Consider the following 22,438-nt stretch of genomic DNA (forward strand, 5'->3'; position numbering starts at 1 on the left):
AGGCCTTTATTTTTTTGCCCTGTTTTTAAAACTGGTAAGCGGTAATTTTAGGATCGTTGATGAGGCTTCTGACCACCTCATCATGTCTGGTATGCTTTCCGGTGAGTCTCCACGTAATGGAAAGACTTCCCTGTGTATACTGAAGTTTCAGCATAAAAGATTTCAGGTGATGCTCTTCAAATATTTTTTCGCAGTGTTTAATATCTTCTGATCCGGCCACAGTGATTTTATATTCCCGGATTTTATGGCTGCTGTCTATAAAATTCTGAAGATAGATCAGCGCGCTAAGGATTAAAAGGACCAGCGCAGTTCCCAGCAGTGAAAGGTAGACATATCCTGAACCTACAGCCATTCCTATGGAAGCGGTGGCCCAGATGGTGGTGGCGGTTGTAATTCCGTCTATTTTATTATCACCTTTAAAAATGACGCCTGCTCCGAGGAAACCTATTCCGGTGATGATATTGGCTGCCAGACGGTCCGGATTCTCAACGCCTATTTTAATGGAAAGAATGGTAAACAAGCAGGATCCGAAACATACCAGAATAAAGGTCCGCAGTCCTGCAGACTTGTTCCGGTATTCACGCTCTGCACCGATGAACAGTCCGAGAATAACGGAAATAAGGATGAGCAGCAACTCGTTCTGGACGGCATAATGATCCTGAAGAAAATCCATGGTATAGCGTTTTATCCGAATAAAATTACAATAAAAAAGTGGATCATGATATTTTTGATCTGCCTACTTTGTATTGTTTAAAAGAAAAGTTTTGTAATATTACATTTTAATATCAGCAAACAGATTCACGATGACACCTATATTTTTTGCCACCAAGGAAGAATTCAGAAAGTGGCTGGAGGAAAATCATACGGAAGAAAAGGAAGTTCTGGTGGGCTTCTATAAAAAAGGCACCGGAAAACCTTCTATGAACTGGTCTGAATCTGTGGATCAGGCTCTGTGTTTCGGGTGGATAGACAGTGTGCGGAGATCTATAGATACTGAAAGCTTTACCAACCGTTTTACCCCGAGAAAATCAAATAGCATCTGGAGTATCATCAACATTAAAAAAGTTGAGGAGCTCACCAAAGCCGGGCTGATGACGCCGGAAGGACAGAAAGCATTCGAAGCGAGGAAAGAGGACAAAACAGGAATCTATTCGCATGAGAAGGAACAGATTATTTTTGATCCCGGATACGAAAAACAGTTTAAAGCGCATAAAACGGCGTGGGAATTTTTTGAGAAGCAGGCTCCTTCTTACAAAAGGACGATCATTCACTGGCTGATGAGTGCCAAGCAGGAAAAAACACAGCTTTCAAGACTTGAGAAGGTTATTCATGAAAGTGAACAATTAAGAAGATTAAAATAACATACAGTATACTTTTAAAAAATAATTTATGGAGAAAGAGATTTCACACTTTTGGTTGGGATATTTTAAAAATGAGGAAGATTTTATTGATTTCGCCGAGGAGGATGAAAGATATTATACGGAAGAGGAAAATGAGGACCTGTACGTCTCAAAATTTGCAGAAACCCAGCAGATACAATGGTTTGATTACGATTTTATAGAATATGGTTTTGAAGAGGAAAGTCTGGGCATCTATGAAAAATTCACAGATTATTCTTATGCTGACCAGTGGCTTCCGGCCGTTGAGCGAAAAATCAATGAACTGGGTCTGGAAACTCCGGTGAATGCCATTATTTTTGCCAGCAGACATATCATTCCCAAGCCGGTTTCGGTGGATGACGAGGAATATGCTTTGTACTATATCGGCGAAATTGAATACGAAATATAGCTTTGTAAAAAGGCTTTAAAAAGAGGATCACATCAACTTCCCGGAGTTTCTGTGATCCTTTTTGTTTGCAGGAACTCTGGGTGTCTACTTTTTTAAGTATCTTAGGTTTAATAATTTATTCATGAAACAGCTTCTATTTATTCTATTGATATTGTCTGCATCATTGGTTTTCGGGCAGAATAAATGTGCATTAAAACTCGAATCCGGCACCGCCAATCTGCAAAGCAAGGGAATTGTAGAACTGACTGTCACCAATACCGGGAACACAAAGGTCAGAATCAATACATATTATTCTCCATACCGGCTGCAGCTTGAAAACATCCGGGAAAATAGTAATAGCGGAGAAAATAAAATACATTATACAGCTGATGTAGACTGTTTTACCGACTGCATCAAAAAAACGGTAAAGCTAAGGCCGGGACAAAGCTATCTTTATACCGTTCCCATCAAAGAAACCATACAATATTCCAAGCTGCTTAATGGCAGAAATTATACTTTCAATTTCTTTTTCGACCTCATCGACCTGAGTCCTGAAAACTGTAGTATTTCAAGACCTGCTGATGAAGAGATCACATATACAAAAACCAGCCATGAATAAGTGTCCGGGAACTTTTGATTCATGAAATTTACACCTGAATTCTTTCAATCTGAATTATATAGTATGCAGTGTATATTTCGAAAAGTTAAAATCACTAAAGCGTATTAATTATCGATAGAAAATCTTAATTTTAAGTAAGCTAAGGTTTCTGATATGTACAAAAGACTTATTGCCTTCAATCTGGGCGTGATATTGCTGGTAACTGCTGTGTATATTGTGGGATATTATTTTATCAATTATCCCATGAAGTTTGATTTGTGGTTCATGATAAAAGAATGCGGGCTCCAATACCTGGCAGCCGTTTTTGTCGTGACAGCACTGGCTTCTTACCTGATCAGCAGTTTAGATTTTAAAAAATTAAATTTTAAGTCTAAATTTTTAAGCGTTTATCCTCTTTTAAACTTCCTGGCGATGGCATTTTTCATTTATATTGCTGCAGAAGAATTTATCAAAAACAAAAAAGCGCTCAGTATTCAGGAAAACCATTACATCAGGGAAGCTGAAAAAGATATCAAAAATGATTTGATCGTCAGCAGATACAGTGGATTTGCTCTTCCTCCGCAAGACGAGAAAAAAGCGAGACTCATCCACAGTATTTACAGAAAATATGGCATTGTTTTAAAAAATACAGGATGTATTATTGATAAAACCGACAGTAAAGCTCAGGAAAAATACACCGAGCTTACGGATGCCTATCTTGAAAAAAGAAATGGAAAGGGCTGGAAGGAAAGGATGAAAAAGGAGATTGATAAGGTGGAGGAAAAGTAGAAATGCAGAGTGGAAATATTTCATTAATTCTTTTCAATTTCCAGAATTAAACTATTTTTACAATCAATGAATATTTACTCGGCCCTTCAAATGGGAGATTATCATACTCATCACTGCGAAGATGATTTAATCATAAAGAAAATTGTTTCTGATAAAATACTATGTGCTGTCATGGATGGTTGTTCTACAGCGATGGACAGCCACTTTGCCTCAACATTAACCGGAAAAATTTTACGAAAAACAGCAATCGAGAAAGGCTATCAGGAGCTTTATGAAAATGCCTGTACCAAAAACCTGGAAGAACAACTGAAAGAAATCGTTCAAAACCTATTCAATGAGATGGGTTTGGTTAAAAACCGGCTTATGCTTGATGAAAAGGAGCTTTTGAGCACTGTAATCATTCTTCTTTATAACTTTAGGGAGGATAAGGGCATCGTTCTATCGATCGGGGACGGAGTAATCTGTATCAATGGAGAAATAACCGAATTTGACAGGGACAATAAACCTGATTATATGGCATATCATCTTCATGAGGATTTTGAAAACTGGTATTCCCAACAAAACCAAAAAATAGGCTTTGACAGTCTGAAAGATATTTCTATTTCCACTGATGGTATTCTAACGTTTTCTCCCATCAAAAAAACGGATAACGACGAAAAAATTAACGCAGCTGAATATTTAATGATTGATCCACCACTTGCTGATACAGAGGAAATGCTTAATAAAAAACTAAAAAAGCTGGAACATCATTATGGTTTAAAGCCAACGGATGATCTTGCGATGATAAGATTGATACGGTAACAAATAAGTTTAATGGGGTTAGAAGATATAAATTTTGGTTAATTGTAAATAAATTCTTTCCTAAATTCACTACACAAAAACAAAAACCTTGAAAAAAATTCTACTGCTTCTCTCCGGATGCGTTCTTCTGCTCTATTCCTGCAAAAAAGATCAAAAGCAGGACAAAAATGGTAAAAATGATAGTATTGTAAAAAACATAAAAACAGATTCGATACACTCTTTATCTGAGCAGCCAACACAATCTCTTCAAACCGGAAAAAAGCCTTCCGATCTCGTTCCCGATGGTTACGAGATTCAGTATGATGCGGAAGGAGATCTTAATCTGGACGGGATGGCAGATGCTGCGTTGATCGTCAGAAAAAAAGAAGATACGCTGGCAAGAAGAAAAATGCTGATCCTGCTGAAAAACATAGATCAGACTTACCGCCTGTACAAAACCTCAGACACCGTTTTGCCCGATGAATACAATGAATCCGGATATAAGATACACGACCCGGAGGATATTGCCATCGAAAAGGGAGAACTGCATATCAGTTTGTATGATGTGGGACCGTATGGAAATCAATTCAGCCGGTTTAAATACATGGATGGAAACCTCATTTTATCTTATATAGAAACCTACAATATGGGAGCCGGGTCTCATTCCGCGATGTTTTATCTGCCGATGAAGGGAAAGGTCACCCATGAAACCATCAACACAATGGAGGAAGAAATGCCGGCAGAATCCAAGACCTCATCTATTAAAAAGCAAAGATTTTTATTTGAAAATGCTTCCCCGGATGATATTATACAGAAAGTGTATGATTCTGTCAATGAATAAGTTTCTTTTATGTTAAAACTACCACAAAAGTAGTATTTCGGGTTTAGTTTATACTTAATATCTTTATCCTGTATTAATCTGAATGAATAATTATTTTTTTCAGATACAGGCCTTAAAAAACCAGAGACGAAGGTAAAACCGATGAGGTGAAAAATGATTACAAAAAATTCCTGTCAAAAGCAGCAGTTTTAGAAGGCTAAAGTTTTTAGTCTTCTTTTTTATTGGTCTGGCATAAAGCTGTCCTGTAGTTCTGATTTGGTTTCAAATGCAATGCTAAACAAAGGAATTTAACCATATGATACTTAGTTTTTAAGATATACAAAGGCGTAAACTCAGCAATGCAATCCAATGGTTTGCTTATGATAAATGCAATTAAAAAATCAAATAAGATAAAAGCAAAATAAAAGGTGAGTTTTAAAAACTCACCTTTTTGTAATTTATAATATTAATGCGCTTCCAGCCAGTTATTCCCGACACCTACTTCCACCAATAATGGAACCTTTGTTTCCAAAGCACTTTCCATTTCGGTTTTAATCAGTTTTGAAGCGGCTTCAATTTCTTCTACCGGAGCTTCAAATATAAGTTCATCATGTACCTGAAGAAGCATTTTGGTCTGCAGCTGCTGGGCTTTAAGCTCCTGATCAATTTTAATCATGGCCAGCTTTACCACATCTGCCGCACTTCCCTGTACAGGCGCGTTCACAGCATTTCTTTCTGCATGTCCACGTACCACAAAATTATTGGAATTGATGTCTTTTAAATGACGTTTTCTTCCAAGAATTGTTTCTACATAACCTATCTGGCGGGCTTTGCTTACCTGCTCGGCCATATATTCCTTTAATTTCGGATAGGTTTCAAAATAGGCCTCAATCATCTGTTTCGCTTCCGTTCTGGAAAGCCCGGTCTGCTCTGCCAGTGCAAAAGCTCCCTGTCCGTAGATAATTCCGAAATTAACGGTTTTTGCCTGGCTTCTCTGTGTTTTGGACACTTCCTCCAAAGGAATTTTAAACAGTTTAGCTGCCGTGGATGCGTGAATATCTTCACCATCCTGGAAAGCCTGGATCATATTTCCTTCTCCTGAGATCTCAGCGATCAGACGAAGTTCAATCTGTGAATAATCGGCAGAGATGATTTTTTTTCCTTCTCCTGAAACAAAAGCGCCACGGATCTGCTGCCCACGGACTGTTCTTATCGGGATGTTCTGAAGGTTTGGATTCACACTTGCCAGACGGCCTGTAGCAGCTGTGGTCTGGGAGAAATTGGTATGTACTCTTTTGTCCAGCTTATCAATCTGCGAAGGCAGCGCGTCTACATAAGTTGACTTCAGCTTCTGATAGGTTCTGTATTCCAGGATATGCTTGATGATCTCATGTTTCGAGGAAAGTTTCTGTAAAACATCCTCGGAAGTTGCGTACTGTCCGGTTTTTGTTTTCTTTGCTTTCGGATCGAGCTGCATTTTCTCGAACAGGATTTCGCCAAGCTGTTTGGGAGAGTTCATGTTGAATTCTTCCCCTGAAAGTTCAAAAATTTTGGTTTCCAGCTGTCGTAGGTCGTTTTCAAGATCAATACTTTCCTGTGCCAGCCATTTTTCGTCAAGAGAAATACCGGACAGTTCCATTTTAGCCAGAACTTCCATCAGGGGCATTTCTATTTTAAAGAAAAGATCTTCGAGGTTTTCTTTTTTCAGCTGCGGAGCAAACAGTTCGTACAACTGGAAAGTAACATCGGCATCTTCTGCAGCGTAATCCGTCTGCGTTCTCAGGTCTGCGTCTCTGAAAGTTCCCTGATTTTTTCCTTTTTTCCCGATAATGGTCTCAATAGAAACAGGTTTGTAATTCAGATAGACTTCGGAAAGATAGTCCATGCCGTGTCTTCCGTCCGGATTCAGCAGATAATGGGCGATCATGGTGTCAAACATGGCACCTTTCACCGTAATATCGTACTGTTTTAATATTTTATAATCGAATTTTAAATTGTGTGCAATTTTCAGAAGATCCTCCTTTTCAAAGAAAGGTCTGAAAATTTCAAGTGTCTGAAGCACTTCTCCCTTATCCTCGGATAAAGGAATATAGTATGCAAGGCCTTTTTTATAGGAAAAACTCATTCCTACAAGCTCAGCTTCCAGTTCGTTCAGTGAGGTGGTTTCGGTATCAAAACAGACTGCTTTCTGCTTTAGTAAATTATTAACCAATACTTTCTGCGCCTTCGGATTGTCTACAAACTGATAGAGATGGTCATTGTGCTCAATATTGGATTTGGTGGAAGTCGCCTGCTCAAGCTCTTCAAAATTAGCAAACAGATCGAGCTGCATCACCTGGCCTTTCACTTCAGTGCCTGCCGGTGTCTGCTTCACCTCAACTTCACTTACCACAACCGTTTCTACAGGTGCCGCTGTAGCAAAAGCCCTGTACAGGTTTTCATATAATCTCCTGAACTCAATTTCATCAAAAACTTCTTTCACTTTTTCGAAATCCGGTGTATCCAGATCGTATTGTTCCTGATGGAATTCTACAGGAGCATCACAGATAATAGTCGCTAATTTTTTGGATAAAATTCCACGTTCTGCGGAAGCTTCTACCTTTTCTTTGAGTTTTCCCTTCAGCTTATCGGTATTGGCTAGTAAGGTTTCAATATTTCCAAATTCTTTAAGGAATTTCATGGCGGTTTTTTCACCCACTCCATCCAGACCCGGAATATTATCTACCGCATCGCCCATCATTGCAAGAAAATCAATCACCTGTTTCGGATCTTCAATTTCGTATTTTGCCTTTACTTCTTCTACACCCAGAATTTCAATATCACCTCCTTTTAAGCCGGGTTTATAAATTTTGATCTTATCGGTAACCAGCTGGGCAAAATCTTTATCCGGCGTTACCATGAAGGTGGTATATCCTTCTTTTTCTGCTTTGCAGGCAATAGTTCCTATAACGTCATCCGCTTCATAACCTTCCACGCCCAAAATCGGAATATGCATCGCTTCAAGGATCCTGTGAATGTATGGAACCGCAATTTTAATCGCCTCCGGAGTTTCGCTTCTGTTGGCTTTGTAGTCTGAATAATCATCAGTCCTTACACTTGCCTGTCCTACATCAAAAACAACGGCTAAATGAGTCGGTTTTTCTCTTCTGATCAATTCTATCAAAGAGTTGGTAAAACCAAAAATAGCAGAAGTATCCAGCCCTGTACTGGTGAGTCTCGGATTCCTGATGAGTGCGTAATATCCTCTAAATATCATTGCATAAGCATCGATGAGAAAGAGTCTTTTATCTTGTGTTGCGTCCATAATATCTATAATGAACAAATATAAGAAAATAGGAATGTTTTTAGGAGTGATGGGTGATAAATTATGAGTGATGAGTTTTGGGGTGCGGGTAAGTGAGTTGGAGAGTTTGAGAGCTTGAGAGTGGGTTGGTTATGAGTGATGAGTTATAAATGATGAGTGATGAGTTTCGGGATGCGGGTTTGAGAGTTGGATTGTTTTCGGGTGCTGGTTGACAGTTGCTAGTTCACGGGTTGAGCTTTTTTAGATTGTCAATCCTGAAATATTGGATAACGACAAATATCTGGCGGCTGAGGCTCCCGAAGCCACCAGTACTGATGTCTGGCATCTGATATCTAAAATCTTGAATCTTAACTCCAAAATTCACCCACAAAAAAACAGAACAGCATTTCTGCCATTCTGTTCTGATGTTATTTTTTACTGAGAGTTTGAGAGTGGGTGGGTTATGAGTTATAAATGATGAGTGATGAGTTTCGGGATGCGGGTTTGAGAGTCGGAGTGTTTTCGGGGTGCTGGTTGACAGTTGCTAGTTCACGGGTTGAGCTTTTTTAGATTGTCAATCCTGAAATATTGAATAAACGACAAATATCTGGCGGCTGATGCTCCCGAAGCCACCAGTACTGATGTCTGAAATCTGGCATCTGATATCTAAAATCTTGATTCTTGGCTCTTGAATCTTAACTCAGAATTCACCCACAAAAAAAACAGAACAGCATTTCTGCCATTCTGTTCTGATGTTATTTTTTACTAAAAGACTTGGGTCTGTTATTAAGCTCCCGGCCACATTCCACGGTACTCAGATGTACCAAGACCGATAACTTCTGCGCTTATTACAAAGCTGATCAGCATACTGTTTGTGTCTACTGCGTCGAAGTCTACTTCGTGCTGGATTACATATCCGTTCTCCCATGTAAGAGTAGTTAATGTACCTTCTTCGTGAGATTTATTGAAAGTAACTTCCCCACTTGTAGGCTTGTATTTTCCGTTCAATAAACTTTCTAAGATATCAGATTTTTCTGTAGCTTCTACTGTAATTTTGATCAATGCGTTGGAAGGGTCTGATGCTACACGTCCTGAAACGTCTGTAGATCTCGACACGCTATAGTTAAGCTTTAATAATTTTTGTCCTTCTCCTCCGTTGAATTTTAAGATTCCTCTTGAATTTGCTGCCATGATTGGTGAATTTTAATTGTTATATAATTTGTGATTAGTGATTGAATACAGAGCAAAGATAGACCCGAACAGAGTAAATAAAAAGTTTTTAAATACAAATCTCAGATATTGTAGTAATACTACGATTTGATGTAGTAATTCTACTACTTTTGATTTAACATAATACGGAAAGCTTTGTTTTATAAGAGGTTTGATACAATTAACCCTTCTAGAAAATATATTTTTTTCACTTTTAAAGGAAATAATACAGAGGGAATTATTATCTATTTTTAGGTCTCTGGATACTTCATAAAAAAAGACCTTTTTTCCAGGTCTTTTTTTATGAATGCTTTTTGAATTTCTCTGCCGAGAACTTAAATTTATAATATCATTTTATTTATTTTGAACCTGTTCTAAGGAGTCTAAAATCTGAAGATTTCTTTTACTGTTAGGATTTCCTGATTTTTCAGCTTCCTGAAGAAAATATTTTGCATTCTTCAGATTCCTTGTCTCAAGATAGCAATATCCCAAAGAGTTGAGAATTTTACTAAAATCCTCAGGGCTGTAGGCTTTTTTATTCTTATAGGCTTCTTCAAAATTTATTATTGCTTTGTCATAGTCTTTAAGCTCTAAATATGAAGCCCCCAAAGCCATAGGAATATCAGGAAATTTGTTTTTGTCTACCTTACTAAAATAAAATGCAGCCAGCTCATACTGTCCTTTTTCATGTGCCGTCCACCCGTCATCATAAAACTGAGCATTTGCATCTGTAAAAATTGCATTTTTAGCGATTACAATGATAAAGCCTAATGCAATTATCCCGATTGAGTATTAGAAATATCTTTTTCATTACTATATAATAAGATTTATAATATTTATAATTGATAATATCCAGAAAATATAATCATTCATTTTAGTAAATTTCGATTTATTCTCTGTCTCGGTAGTATTAAATCCGATCTTTTTCGCTAAAAATTTTAGCAATTGAGGAACCAACAGAAAAATTAGAAAAACCCACCAATGATAATTGTATTTCCATATATCAGATAGGAGGGTCATCTCATTTGCTTTTACATTAATGTTCCGAAGCCCAAAAAAAGGAATAGATTCTAATTCGTTCAGTTTTCCTCCAAAAATATCTTTTCTGTATGCAATTTCATTATTTTCAATCTTCATGTAATCCTTTTCCCGAATAAAAAATGAAATATCCAGTTTTTGATCTTCTTTATTAATTCCCCAGATCCATGTATTGAAGCCTTCTAAAATACCCGGATACTTACGACTGATTCTTACATTATCTTTTACAAAATTATAAGTAACCGTTGTACTTCTTCTGCTTGAATATACGGAGCTTTGGTTTTCTGCCTGCTTCCAGGTAATATATTTTACGTGGGAAAAATCGTAGAGAGAGACTGCAATGGTGTAAAATGTATATAACACCCAAAAATATATGGATATGGGTAATAAATTTAAGTTGATTCTTTTCATTTGTTTTTAATTCATTTTTCATTAAAACCATAATAAAAAAAGACCTTTTCAGGTCTTTTTTATTTTTAATGCTTTCTAAATTTTCTCTGTCGAGAGCTTAAATTTATAATATCGTTTTATTTATTTTGAACCTGTTCTAAGGAGTCTAAAATTTTAAAATTAATTTGAATATCCGGGGTTCCTATTTTTTTTGCCTCATCTAAATAATATCTTGCCTTTTTTAAATCTCCGGAATATAAATAGCTCATCCCTAAAGAAACCAAAACTTTATTATAATCTTCTGTTCCCTTCCCATAACCAATATCATAAGCTTTTTGTAAATGCTGGATAGCATTATTATAATCACCAATTTTTGAATAAGATGAGCCTAGCCCCACCAAAACATCAGGATGCTTAGTTTTATCTACATGGTTAAAATTGAAAATTGCCATTTCATATTGATTTTTCTCATAAGCTTCCCACCCATCATTATATGATTTTGTGTTACTGTCTGTAAAAAAATTATCCTTAATAATAACTACTAAGAAACCCAATGCAATAATACCTAAAATAATTTGTACTATTTTTTTCATAAACTAAACGATTAAGTTAATAATTAAAATTATAAATGATAAAATCATATATCCTCCGATCTCACTTTGTTTAACTTTGTCCTGATTCTTTTCTATTTCTATTTTAAACACTTTTTTTAAGATAAAGAAGAGTATGTAAGGAAGAATAATTAAAAAAAAAGCAAATAATATCGAATAGTTATATTTCCAAATATCCAATATCAAAAGAAACTTATTGGATTCTATATTTATTTCTCTTAATCCAAAAAATGGAATGGCCTCTAACTCATTCAATTTCCCACCAAAAATATCATGCCGATTTCTGATTTTATTATTTTTAATTTTATGATAATCTTTTTCCTTGATAAAAAAGGATATATCAACAACATCATTCTCTTTATTAATTCCCCACATCCATGTATTAATGCCCTCTAAAATTCCTGGATATTCCCTACTGATCCTGATGTTATTTCTTACAAAATTATAAGTAACAATAGTACTTCTCCTACTCGAATAAACTGTACTCTGGTTTTCAGCCTGCGTCCAGTTTTCACGTTTTAAATGAAAGGCATCGTATGCAGTAAGACCTATTGAATATAAAAAATAAATGAAGCCTGATAAAGCTATAGCTTTTTGAATATTAAACTCTTTGACTCTCATCATACAAATTAATCTTAGCGGCTAACACGTTTATTTTTGCTCTTCCTGCTTGAGTTAAACATTGAGGTTTTTTATGCGTAATCTGATACATATATTTATTCATTTGTTTTATGTGGGATTTATTGGAAATTATGGTCAATTTTTCTGTCTCAGCATATTTCATAAAAAAAGACCTTTTCAGGTCTTTTTTTATGAAATATGCTTTCTAAATTTTCTCTGCCGAGAGCTTAAATTTATAATATCATTTTTATTTATTCTGAACCTTTTCTAAGGAATCTAAAATCTTGAAATTAATTTGAATATCCGGAGTTCCTATTTTTTTGCCTCCTTTGGTTATATTCTAAATTTAGAAAGAACTTGATTAATAAAAAAATAGTCCATAAATATTACTTTTTAGTCTACAGGGGTATTAGCAACAACACTACTACCATTAGGTTCAGCAGCCATGTCATTAGCCATTCCTCCTGCTAACGCTGCTCTTGCTTCTTCTGAAAATATAGTACCTATAAATGGTATTAAAAACAACCCTCCTTGTATCGAATTGGATTTAAGAGTTCCAAGACTTGATTTTAAATTTTCAGCTACTATTGTTCTTCCATCATCAACCATACTCGGGGTCATCCTGCCATTATTATAGAATCTTATAGAGTTTTTCCACTCCGGATATTTACCACTATTTAAATCATTCAATAATTGTTTGGCCAGAGGATTATTTCTTAAGACTGGACGACTGAGACCTTCCAGTTTATCCAACTGCTTCATTAAATCTTTATTATCAGAATAAATTGTATAAGATGTAACAACATTAGTTACTTTACTCAAAACAGTAATATTATATTTCCCTCCACTCTTTTCCACTTTAAGAAGATCTTCAGAATCTTGTGTTAAGTCATCAGGTTTAGCAGGGGGAGCCCAATACTTGTTTTCGTCAATATCTGTTTCTTCTGGTTTCCCTGTTTTCGGATCAATAATATTCTCCTTATGATTATTCATATTATCATAAGTAGTATTATCCTTTAAGTCTCCATTGTTTTCATGTATCCATCTCATTCCTCCTCTAAGTCCGTAGTTTATACTGCTAAAGGCAAGAAAACCCAATCCGAATCGTCCAACTGTCATCCACGCTTTCATTCCAATTGATGCCGTTCCAAATCCTGCAAATGCACTTGGAAGAAAAAAACCTGCTCCAAATGAAGCAACAACATTAATTCCCAATTCCCACTTATTCTTGGTGGCAATAGAACTTGCTGCTGCTTTTGCAGATGCTTCATCAAAAAAAGGAGTAAGAATACCATCTTTTTTACATTTTAAAATAGATGAACGGGTGATAGCTGAAGCTCCGTTGATCTTTACACTATTATGTGCTAAAAACCATTGTCCTCCATTTAAAGGATCAGTACATTTATGATTAACTGCAACAACAGCTGCAACAACTCCGGAAGCCAATAAAATACCTCCAGCAGCTAATGCAACCCAACCTAAAGGGTTTGATAACAACAAAGCTCCGACAATAAGCCCTGCACCAAAAGCTAATAAAGTACCGGCTAAGTTTGCAGGAGATTTACATGTAAATTCAACCATAATATTTTTATCATCAACCGTTAATAAAGGCTGTTTGGTATTTTGATAATAAACATCTGCCGTTTTTCTGCTGAAAGAAAATTTTTGCGGATCTGAACTTAGCTGGTAAGTACATACTGCAAAAACTTTATCTTGTGGAATATATGAAACTGCCATAATCTTTTTTAACATTTAATTTAATACGAACTGTATCTATTTTTCAATCATTTTCTTATAATATTGATTTTTCTTATTCCATGTGATTAACTTATTCAAGTAAATGTCTATTTTATAAAGAAAATACATAAAAGAAGCCTAATAATAAAGTTACTAGTCCTAATGCTAATAATATAAAAGGTATCCAAGACAAGAATATGATACAGTAATCTATACTTTTTTTAATCTTTTTTGTCCTTAATAACTCTGCTATATCTTTCTGAAGATTTTTAACGTTATTTGTTTCTTCTTCACTAATTTTTTGAAGACTAACCCATACAATCCAGTAGAAATACTCTTTATTTTTTGTATTTATCCTCAACAAATGTCCCATTGTTTTATGAGTTAATAAATAGAAATCATAATCAATGACATCGCCTTCCTCTATTGCTATATTTTTATTGTTTTCAATTACATTTATACTATTATTTACATTACGAAATGAAACTAGTTTCGAAAATTTTAAATTGAAATAAAACATCATAAATGTAAGTAAGGACAATCCACATATTAAGAAATAAGTTTGGTTAATAGTATAACTAAACTTTTGAGCAAAATAAATTAATACGACTACCAATATTCCCATTGCCAGCATAGATAGGAGTAAAACTTTAAAGTTTGCGATTCTGTATTGCGCTTGCATATTATAATTCTACTTGTTTAATTTTATATTCAGTAATTATTTCGAAATTATTTTTTACTTTCTCTGCTATTGAAGCTTTTCCTTCTGTTATAAAGTTATTTTTTTTATTTATTGTATAAGTTATTCTATAAACAAAATCAAATTCAGAATAGCTATATTTAAGGGTAGGCTTATATATTTTATCATACATATCTGTAAGAATTTCTTCAGACAAGTTACTTCTATTAAGAGTTCCTACAAGGCGATAAGTTGCCGAATTTTCATCTTCATTAACCACAGACTTTACAACATCCGTTGATAGATTAATATTCGGGAAAATCTGTGAGAATTGGTCTATCGTATAATTTTCAAGGTTTCCTCCCTGAAAAGCCCTAAAAAAGATATGATAAAAAAGATTTTTATCCACCATTCTAGCAAAATTATCTTCTTTCAAAAACTCTTTATTTCCAGTATCTACAACATCCTTAGCCTGTGTAGGTGCCTGCGAAGAAAGTTGTTTAAACATATCATCATTTACCAACTCAAAGTCTCTAAATTTAATCCATCTCTGTTCAATATCATCTCTGTTATATACTCTATCAACCGTACCATATTTTGATATTTCAACAGTTATAGGACTTTTTATTTTTTCGAATTTATGTGAAAATTCAAAGCCTTTATTAAATACTGCTGGATCTACACTAAATGTAAAATCAGTCATACTGATATTAAAAATAGCACTATAATCAACTTTTTGAACTAAAAATTCTAAATAAGTACTGGCAGACATTGTAATAACCTCGTTGTTTACTCTAGTAATATTAAGTTGTTCACAACGATATCTGGATTTTAAATTAAAATTTAAATCTTTAACATTCTGATTTTTGTGCAGAACATCTTTAAATGATTCTGCGTTTATAATTACATGATTAAGCTGAATAGGCAATTTATCTCCAATGATTAAACTTGCCAAACCACTATGGGAATTATGAAAGGTTTTTAAATACTCAATACCAATTTCATATTTTTCTGCTATGGATGCTAGTGTATCCCCTTTCTTTATCTCATATTTAATTACTTTCATATAATTAATTTATCTCTACTTTTCCACCTGTTATTTTCGTATCCCCTTTAAAATTAGCCGTAGCACTACCTGCCTTGATATCCACCTCACTACTCGTTATCGAAATTTTCGTACCGGTAATCACAATTTCACTGCTTCCTACTTTAAGGGTAATTTTACTAACTCCGGTCAGGTCGATAACTCCTGCGTTATCCATTTTAAATACACTATTTTCACCACCAACCGCTACTTTATGGGTATTTCCCACATCGGCAATATGGTCGCATCCTACTTCCAGCTTTTTATTGTTGCCTACTTTATCTGTTTTATCGTTTCCGACTGTTTTGGTACTGTCATTGTTCGCATTATGCACTACATTTCCAGCTCCGTCAAAAAACATATTGGCACCTCCCTGATCCTTAAGGTTCATAGATCCTGCGCCATTATCATATTTTAATTCGGCACCGCTTCTTCCACTAAAGCTCATCACATTATTCCCTGCACCGCCTCCGGCTCCGATAGATCCATGGAACATACCTCCCATTACGAAAGGACGGTCCGGATGCTGATGGACAAAATTGATGATCACCTGATCATTAACCTCCGGAACAGACATGAAACCACGGTTTTTGTTTACTTTATCACTGCTTCCGGCATCCGGAGACATGACGCGGATAAACTCTGTGGTATCCTGTCCTGCCTGCCAGTCAAACTGCACTTTTACTCTTCCCTGGTTTAAAGGATCGGTATTGGAAATTACTTTGGCAAACTGGGCTTCTGCTTTCGGGTTTTCAAATTCCGGACGGGGAATAAATCCTGTATCCGCAGCAATAGCTTCGAATGTTCCGTCGTAATACCCTCTGGCATCTACCTCATGGGTAGCGCCTATGATCATTAATTTGGTAAAATAAGAGGTATCATTGGTATCTGCTTTACGCATTTCAATATCGGCAGTACATCCCGGGTATAAGAACGGAACGGTTGTAGATCCTGAAGTGATGAATACTTCTGATGCTTTACTTCCCGCAGTCCCTTTCTGAGAGGCATCAATATCCATAAATGAGGTAGCTTTGATAGGCGCCACTCTCAATGATGGGGTTTTAAACGTTCTTTCCGATATTTCATAAGCACGCTTAGCGATATCTGAAGTATGACTGATTTTTGAGTTTCCTGTCGTCAGTTTCTCATTTTTACTGCTGTTATACCCATAAAAGCTTGGACTTACGTGCTGAGCCTTCATTTTGATGGCAATATCACTTACACTGCTTCCATACGTAAGCTTAACAGGCTTTTCCTGAGGCGGAAGTTTCCCGAAATGCAGGACCTCACCGTCATAGTAAAACTGCTCACCATAGGCTTCCGCAATTCTTGCCAGATAATTATAATGAGTTTCTTCGTATTGAGAGCTGTAAGGTACATTTCCATGCTGGGCATCAACCCTGAAATCGAATTTATTTTGTCCCAGGCCTTCTCTTATCACATGATCAGCAATACTGTTCAGACTTACTTCCTGTCCGCCTCCGAAACTTTGAATGTGAGGGGCAGCATCCAACAGAACTGTCGGGCTGAAGCCTGTAAGAACAATATTTCCAAGACTTCCTTTTTCCTGACTGAATCCTACTTCTGTAATGACTCCAACGAAATTACGCTCAGGTCCCTGTTCAATATCTTTATATTTAAATACGACAGTAATTCTTTTTCCTAAAAAGTTCTGGGCTTCCTGTAAATTATGATTTTCCGCACCGCCTAATGTATCGTGGGCAAGCATCAGACTGAATTCATGATGTTTTGAAGCACTCTGCACCAGTTTAAAATGCTTAAAATGCTTGATTAACTGCCCTTCAATGACAATATCAAGCATGACAACGCGGTTGATTCCGGCAATAAAGCTTTCGGGAATCGCGGCGGCGTTATGTATTTTAGAAGTCGGCTGTTTAGACCAGACTTTATTTTCTACAATGGATGGGTTATTGGGAACCAGGGTTTGGTTCATAAACATTTTGGATCCCTGAGCGGTCCCGGAATAAATTTCCTGAGCCTTTTTTGCAGATTTTTTCACTGCTTCATCAGCTTTCTGAAGCTTATCATCTACTTTCTGCATCGCTACATTTTCAGCATTTTTCAGCTGCTCCCCTGCCGTATTTTTTATACTGCTTTTCGGGTTTTGTATTTTTATCGATTGATCATCCTTAAACATAATGAGTGTTTTTTTGTTTAAATTATACAATAAAATTAAATAGCTTCCAGGTACTTACAGCAATATAGAGGCCGTTTTTCATTCTTAAATAAAGACGCTGGAAAAGCTATCTGCATGAGTCATAATCGCGTTCCTAACGTCTACATACGACAAAACAGAACAGTATATTCTTCCGAATACACCGTCCTGTACCAATTTATTTTTACTAAGATGATTGTCCAGATTATTTTCCGTCTGAAGGCCACATTCCACGATACTCAGAAGTTCCTAAAGTGATCACTTCTGCGCTTATTACAAAGCTGATCAGCATGCTGTTTTCGTCAATTGCGTCGAAATCTACTTCGTGCTGAATCACATATCCGTTTTCCCACTTCAGAGTAGTCAATGTTCCTTCTTCGTGAGATTTATTGAAAGTAACCTCTCCTGTAGTAGGCTTGTACTTTCCGTTCAGTAAGCTTTCAAGGATGTCAGATTTTTCAGTAGCTTCTACTGTGATTTTGATCAGTGCATTGGAAGGGTCTGATGCTACACGTCCTGAAACGTCTGTAGATCTTGAAACGCTATAATTTAGCTTTAATAGTTTTTGCTCGCCTCCGTTGTTGAATTTTAAAATTCCTCTTGAATTTGCTGCCATGATTTGTAAATTTTAATTATTAATATTTTGTGATTTGGTGATTGATTACATAGCAAATATATAACGTCCTTTTATAGTAAAAAAGCTTTTGAATATAAATCTGAGAATTTGTAGTAATTCTACGATTTGATGTAGTAATTCTACGACTATAGATTTAAGAACACACATTAAATAATTGATTATAAATTATTTACATATATTAAAACATTAATCTTTCAACTATTCTTTTACACTTAAAAGAGAAATATTAAGAGTTTTTAAGAATTATAAGTTCAATTTTAACAAGGTTTCTAAAGTTTTAAAAACCATAAAAAAAGCCGTCACTTTTAGTAACGGCTTTAGAATTATATTGTTGCGGTTTATTGTTGCATCCTGCTTCCTTCTTTTATAGATCGTGAAAGGATTTTAGTTTTTCTCAAAAGAAAATCCGGCATCAGATCCGTGGGAAGATACAGAGAACTTTCGCCTTTTTTCTCCAGTTCTTCTACGATTCCGGGGTTCCAGGCAAGGATTTCATTCACCTGTACTTTCAGTTCATCTGCAATGACATTCAGATTAAATCCTGCATTAATTTCCGTTTCCTGAAGAGATACTGCATTATTTTCACTGCTTCTGCCTTCTGCAAAGAATACTTTATTCAATCTTGAAGAATTGTAGTTATTCAAAACACTTTCCAGCTCACCGGTGGCATAGCATGCGTTCAGGTATTTTTTAACATGAGTAATGGTTTCTCCCGGTAAATACTGGGAAAATATGTGATATTGTGTGGAACCTGCAGCCTGCATAGCTTTGGCAATATTTCCTTCCCCGCAGTTATAGGCGGCCACCACAGTGATCCAGTCGCCGTATTTTTTATAGAGATTCTTAAGGGAAATTACGGCTGTTTTGGTGCTTTTATACACATCTGTACGTCCCTGATCCGTAAGGCCATACTGATTGGCGTGCGCGGTCATAAACTGCCACATCCCTACCGCTCCGGCTCCCGAAGTGATCGTTCTGTTAAAGTGTGATTCTATCAGCGCAAGATTTCTCAAATGCTTTGGAAGACCTTTCTCTGCCAATGAGTATTCGATGAATTCTACGATGTCTTTATTGGATTTAATAATGGTATTGTACTTCCTCACACTGCTTTCCGAAGTATCGGAGGCGGCAAGAAACTGTCCGTTCACCATTACAAAGCTCCCTGCAAGCATGAATCCTGTAAAGATATTTTTAAATAGGGTTTTCATTGTATTATGTTTTAAGCCTAAAGACAAAGGGCTAAAAAGCAAATTGCATATCAGCCCATTACCTTTTTTAGCGTTTTTTAATCTACTTTCCAGGTCAGTTTTGCTTCTTCATTATTCCAGTCTACATGCATGGTCTGCCCTGTTTTCACTTCTTCTCTTACGATCATTTTTGAGATCGGTCTTGCGAGCTGTGCACGGATCACTCCGGAGATCTGTCTTGCTCCGTATTTACTGCTGAATCCTCCCAGTGCAAGGTTTTTCACGGCTTCGTCGCTGATTTTTAAAGCCATCCCCAGTCTTGTGAGTGAGGTATGAAGTGATTTCAGCTGAATATTGAAAATTCTTTCTGCGATAGATTCTGTGATTGGTGCAAAAGGAATAATTTCTGTGATCCTCGCTAAAAATTCAGGTCTGAATCTTCCTGAATTGGACATGATCTGCATCAATGAGGATGATTCCGGAATTTTTCCCTCTTCAAACTGTTTTACAATCTCTTCACTTCCTATATTGGAAGTAAATAATATCAGGGCATTACTGAAATCCCCTTCTTTTCCTAATTTATCATGCACTTTCCCTTCATCCATAATCTGAAGAAATACATCAAAAACGGAATGGTGGGCTTTTTCAATTTCATCAAATAAAACTACGGTATAAGGCTGCTGTCTGATCTTGTTGACCAGCATTCCCCCTTCTTCATACCCTACATATCCCGGAGGCGCACCATACAGTAACGCAGCGGAATGTTCTTCTTTAAATTCAGACATATCAAAACGTACCATGGCTTTCTCATCGTTGAAAAGAAGTTCTGCCATAGATTTTGCCAGTTCGGTTTTTCCTGTTCCGGTAGGCCCCAGAAGGAAGAATGATCCGATAGGCTGTCCCGGTTTGTTCAGTCCGCTTCGGTTTTCAACAATCGCGTCCGACAGAATTTTCAGTGCGTGATCCTGCCCTACGACCCTGTTCATCAGAAGGGATTCCATATTCAGGAGTTTTTCTTTTTCCTGAGCCTGAATTTTTCCGATAGGAATATTGGTTTTTGCCGCCATTACTGCTGCCAGCTCTAAACGGTCTACTTTTTCTCTTTTCACAGCGGCATGCTCCAAAAGCTCTGCATAAGTATCATCAATAATCTTGTGGATCTGGTCAATAGGCATGGAATTGTCTATCACCGGCTGCTCGCGCAGGGATCCCCAAAGAATAGGACTGATTTTATCTCTCAGCAGGTTATAATTCCAGATCAGCTCATTAGCCTGGTCTTTAGGATCTGTAAATTCTTCTTTTAAAATGCCTTCATAGGTTTCTTTCCAGCTTGCGAGTTCTTTTTCTGAAAGTTCGTCCAGCATTTTGATGGCTGCCATGGTTCTGTCCAGTAAGTCGATCGCTGCATCCGGCAGTTTTTTACCTTTTGAATATCTTTTGGCCAGACGTACACATTCGCGGATGGATGTTTTTTCCACTTCAATGCCATGGTGTTTTTTGTAGCCATCAAGAAGTACATCGATCATTTTTACGCAGGTCTGTTCATCCGGTTCATTCACCGTCAGAACTTCAAAACGGCGGTTGAAAGCCTGTTCCGGCTCGATAATTTTCCTGTATTCTTCCTGTGTGGTAGCTCCTATGACGGTAATTTCTCCTCTGGCCAGCTCCGGCTTAAGAAGATTGGCTACATTTCCAATGCTTCCTTTAGGATCTAAAAGGGTGTGTATTTCATCAATGAAAAGAACTGCTTTTTCAATCTTCTTACATTCATTGATCACCTTTTTCAGTCGGTCTTCAATTTCACCTTTATAAGATGTTCCTGCCAATAAAGCTCCGGTGTCCAGCTCCAGAAGGGTGGCATTCTTAAGCATTTCAGGAACGTTTCCTTTGGTGATTTCTATGGCAAAACCTTCTACCAATGCTGTTTTTCCTACACCCGGCTCACCGATGATGATTACATTCGGCTTACTTCTGCGGCAAAGGATTTCAACAAGCATTCTAAGTTCTTTGTCTCTTCCTATAATATTTTCCAGATCTCCTTTTCTGGCCTGTGCTGTTCTGTCTACACAATAGCTTTTAATGGATGGAAATGAGGAGTCTGTGAAATCCGAACCGTTTGAAAACAGTGACGAAAAATCACCATCCTCTGATACGGCAAAAGGGGTATCTTTTCTATATAAATTGAAGATCTCATGTTCTCTCAGCGGCAGCGACTTCAGCTGCTGAAGTGAAAAAACGACTTCAGGTTTTACAATAGCGGTAAGGATACAGATCGGTGTGATCTCGTCCAGACCCAGTTTTAAACGGATGTCGTCCGCTTCTTCCGTAAGAACATCTATTGCGTCATCCTGACGAACTTCATCCGGAATATGGGCTGTTTTCGGATACTCTTCAATGCGGACATCTGCCCATTCGTAGAAGTAGCCGGGATCTTTATCTATACTTTTCAGAAATTCGTTAAGGCCAATGTCTTTGTGCATCAAAGCCTGCAGGATGTGCGGGCCGCCATAGGTAGCATTATAATTCTCCTTCGCTATCGACTGAGCAATATGAAATAGCTGTTTTACTGTTTCGTTGGTTACTAGTACTCCCATTTATAATTTTTCTAATATTAATATGTATGTGTTCTTTTTAGTTTTTATCCGATTATTTGGTGCAATCTGTCTTCATATATCTTTTTACAAATATATCTTTTTTATACAAAATGTACGTAGAGATAAAGATAGTAATTCTTTGATTAGAGAAGTAATAAGTTTTTTTTGAGTGTTTTTATGGTTGGGTTAATTTTAATTTCATGAATGGATGTGTTTTTCGGAATAAAACTTCAAATCCGGTGGTCTTAGACAAAAAGACTGTCTTTATAAAGGACAGTCTTTTTTATGAATGTTGATGTGTAATAGTGTCGCTTAATTAACAGCTATTAATATTTTGTGATGTGGTGATTGTTTAACAAATATAGAGAGCCTGTTTCTATTCTGAAAGTATTTGAATATAAATTTCATATTTTGTAGTAATTCTACGATTTCTTGTAG

Annotated in this window: 20 protein-coding genes; 6 read left to right on the forward strand and 14 right to left on the reverse strand. The window is 36.5% G+C overall.

From position 1 onward, the window contains the following. Nucleotides 1–25: 25 nt before the first annotated feature. Nucleotides 26–673: an MgtC/SapB family protein gene (locus tag JET18_RS19775; RefSeq protein WP_202094046.1), complete on the reverse strand. Its 648-nt coding sequence runs from the start codon at nucleotides 671–673 to the stop codon at nucleotides 26–28. A 130-nt stretch (nucleotides 674–803) separates the two neighbouring features. On the opposite strand from JET18_RS19775, the gene JET18_RS19780 reads away from it, so the two are divergent. From JET18_RS19780 to JET18_RS19805, 6 genes are all read left to right on the forward strand, one after another. Next, the gene (locus JET18_RS19780; protein ID WP_202094056.1) at nucleotides 804–1,361 is read left to right on the forward strand and encodes a YdeI/OmpD-associated family protein; all 558 of its coding nucleotides are present in this window, start codon (nucleotides 804–806) and stop codon (nucleotides 1,359–1,361) included. Between the two features lie 28 nt (nucleotides 1,362–1,389). Continuing rightward, entirely contained in the window at nucleotides 1,390–1,788 is a 399-nt protein-coding gene (locus JET18_RS19785) for an immunity 22 family protein (RefSeq protein WP_202094060.1), read from the forward strand. A gap of 121 nt (nucleotides 1,789–1,909) precedes the next feature. Continuing rightward, a complete protein-coding gene (locus JET18_RS19790) occupies nucleotides 1,910–2,386 on the forward strand; it encodes a hypothetical protein (protein ID WP_202094062.1) in 477 nt (158 codons plus the stop codon). A 153-nt stretch (nucleotides 2,387–2,539) separates the two neighbouring features. After that, nucleotides 2,540–3,154 carry an FEKKY domain-containing protein gene (locus JET18_RS19795; protein WP_202094065.1) on the forward strand — a complete coding sequence of 205 codons (615 nt, stop codon included), beginning with the start codon at nucleotides 2,540–2,542 and terminating at the stop codon, nucleotides 3,152–3,154. Nucleotides 3,155–3,220: 66 nt separating this feature from the next. Next, nucleotides 3,221–3,955 (forward strand): protein phosphatase 2C domain-containing protein, encoded by a 735-nt coding sequence (locus JET18_RS19800; RefSeq protein ID WP_202094069.1) that lies wholly within the window; start codon nucleotides 3,221–3,223, stop codon nucleotides 3,953–3,955. An 88-nt stretch (nucleotides 3,956–4,043) separates the two neighbouring features. Further along, nucleotides 4,044–4,775, forward strand: coding sequence for a hypothetical protein (locus JET18_RS19805; RefSeq protein ID WP_202094070.1), 732 nt, complete (start codon nucleotides 4,044–4,046; stop codon nucleotides 4,773–4,775). Between the two features lie 445 nt (nucleotides 4,776–5,220). Here JET18_RS19805 and polA read toward each other — a convergent pair whose 3' ends face one another. The 13 genes from polA to JET18_RS19870 all read right to left on the reverse strand — a co-directional run bounded on the left by polA (nucleotide 5,221) and on the right by JET18_RS19870 (nucleotide 22,000). Continuing rightward, nucleotides 5,221–8,058, reverse strand: coding sequence for a DNA polymerase I (gene polA / locus JET18_RS19810; RefSeq protein WP_202094071.1), 2,838 nt, complete (start codon nucleotides 8,056–8,058; stop codon nucleotides 5,221–5,223). Between the two features lie 765 nt (nucleotides 8,059–8,823). Further along, nucleotides 8,824–9,228 carry a type VI secretion system tube protein TssD gene (gene tssD, locus JET18_RS19815; protein WP_202094072.1) on the reverse strand — a complete coding sequence of 135 codons (405 nt, stop codon included), beginning with the start codon at nucleotides 9,226–9,228 and terminating at the stop codon, nucleotides 8,824–8,826. Nucleotides 9,229–9,600: 372 nt separating this feature from the next. Then, nucleotides 9,601–9,861 (reverse strand): tetratricopeptide repeat protein, encoded by a 261-nt coding sequence (locus JET18_RS19820; protein WP_202094073.1) that lies wholly within the window; start codon nucleotides 9,859–9,861, stop codon nucleotides 9,601–9,603. Nucleotides 9,862–10,059: 198 nt separating this feature from the next. Continuing rightward, a complete protein-coding gene (locus JET18_RS19825; RefSeq protein WP_202094075.1) occupies nucleotides 10,060–10,647 on the reverse strand; it encodes a hypothetical protein in 588 nt (195 codons plus the stop codon). Between the two features lie 164 nt (nucleotides 10,648–10,811). Further along, entirely contained in the window at nucleotides 10,812–11,267 is a 456-nt protein-coding gene (locus JET18_RS19830; protein WP_202094077.1) for a tetratricopeptide repeat protein, read from the reverse strand. A 3-nt stretch (nucleotides 11,268–11,270) separates the two neighbouring features. Then, a complete protein-coding gene (locus JET18_RS19835) occupies nucleotides 11,271–11,909 on the reverse strand; it encodes a hypothetical protein (protein ID WP_202094078.1) in 639 nt (212 codons plus the stop codon). A gap of 390 nt (nucleotides 11,910–12,299) precedes the next feature. Beyond that, the gene (locus tag JET18_RS19840; RefSeq protein ID WP_202094079.1) at nucleotides 12,300–13,643 is read right to left on the reverse strand and encodes a hypothetical protein; all 1,344 of its coding nucleotides are present in this window, start codon (nucleotides 13,641–13,643) and stop codon (nucleotides 12,300–12,302) included. A 112-nt stretch (nucleotides 13,644–13,755) separates the two neighbouring features. Then, nucleotides 13,756–14,325, reverse strand: a complete 570-nt coding sequence (locus JET18_RS19845) for a hypothetical protein (RefSeq protein WP_202094080.1) — start codon at nucleotides 14,323–14,325, stop codon at nucleotides 13,756–13,758. Nucleotide 14,326: 1 nt separating this feature from the next. After that, nucleotides 14,327–15,388 (reverse strand): LysM peptidoglycan-binding domain-containing protein, encoded by a 1,062-nt coding sequence (locus tag JET18_RS19850; protein WP_202094081.1) that lies wholly within the window; start codon nucleotides 15,386–15,388, stop codon nucleotides 14,327–14,329. A gap of 4 nt (nucleotides 15,389–15,392) precedes the next feature. After that, entirely contained in the window at nucleotides 15,393–17,564 is a 2,172-nt protein-coding gene (locus tag JET18_RS19855; protein WP_202094082.1) for a type VI secretion system Vgr family protein, read from the reverse strand. A 223-nt stretch (nucleotides 17,565–17,787) separates the two neighbouring features. Continuing rightward, nucleotides 17,788–18,198, reverse strand: coding sequence for a type VI secretion system tube protein TssD (gene tssD, locus JET18_RS19860; RefSeq protein ID WP_202094083.1), 411 nt, complete (start codon nucleotides 18,196–18,198; stop codon nucleotides 17,788–17,790). A gap of 359 nt (nucleotides 18,199–18,557) precedes the next feature. Further along, complete coding sequence (locus tag JET18_RS19865) at nucleotides 18,558–19,427, reverse strand: lytic transglycosylase domain-containing protein (RefSeq protein WP_202094085.1); 870 nt, start codon at nucleotides 19,425–19,427, stop codon at nucleotides 18,558–18,560. Between the two features lie 77 nt (nucleotides 19,428–19,504). Beyond that, entirely contained in the window at nucleotides 19,505–22,000 is a 2,496-nt protein-coding gene (locus JET18_RS19870; RefSeq protein WP_202094087.1) for an ATP-dependent Clp protease ATP-binding subunit, read from the reverse strand. Between the last annotated feature and the right edge of the window lie 438 nt (nucleotides 22,001–22,438).

This window comes from Chryseobacterium endalhagicum, from assembly GCF_016745235.1.
Taxonomy (GTDB): domain Bacteria; phylum Bacteroidota; class Bacteroidia; order Flavobacteriales; family Weeksellaceae; genus Chryseobacterium; species Chryseobacterium endalhagicum.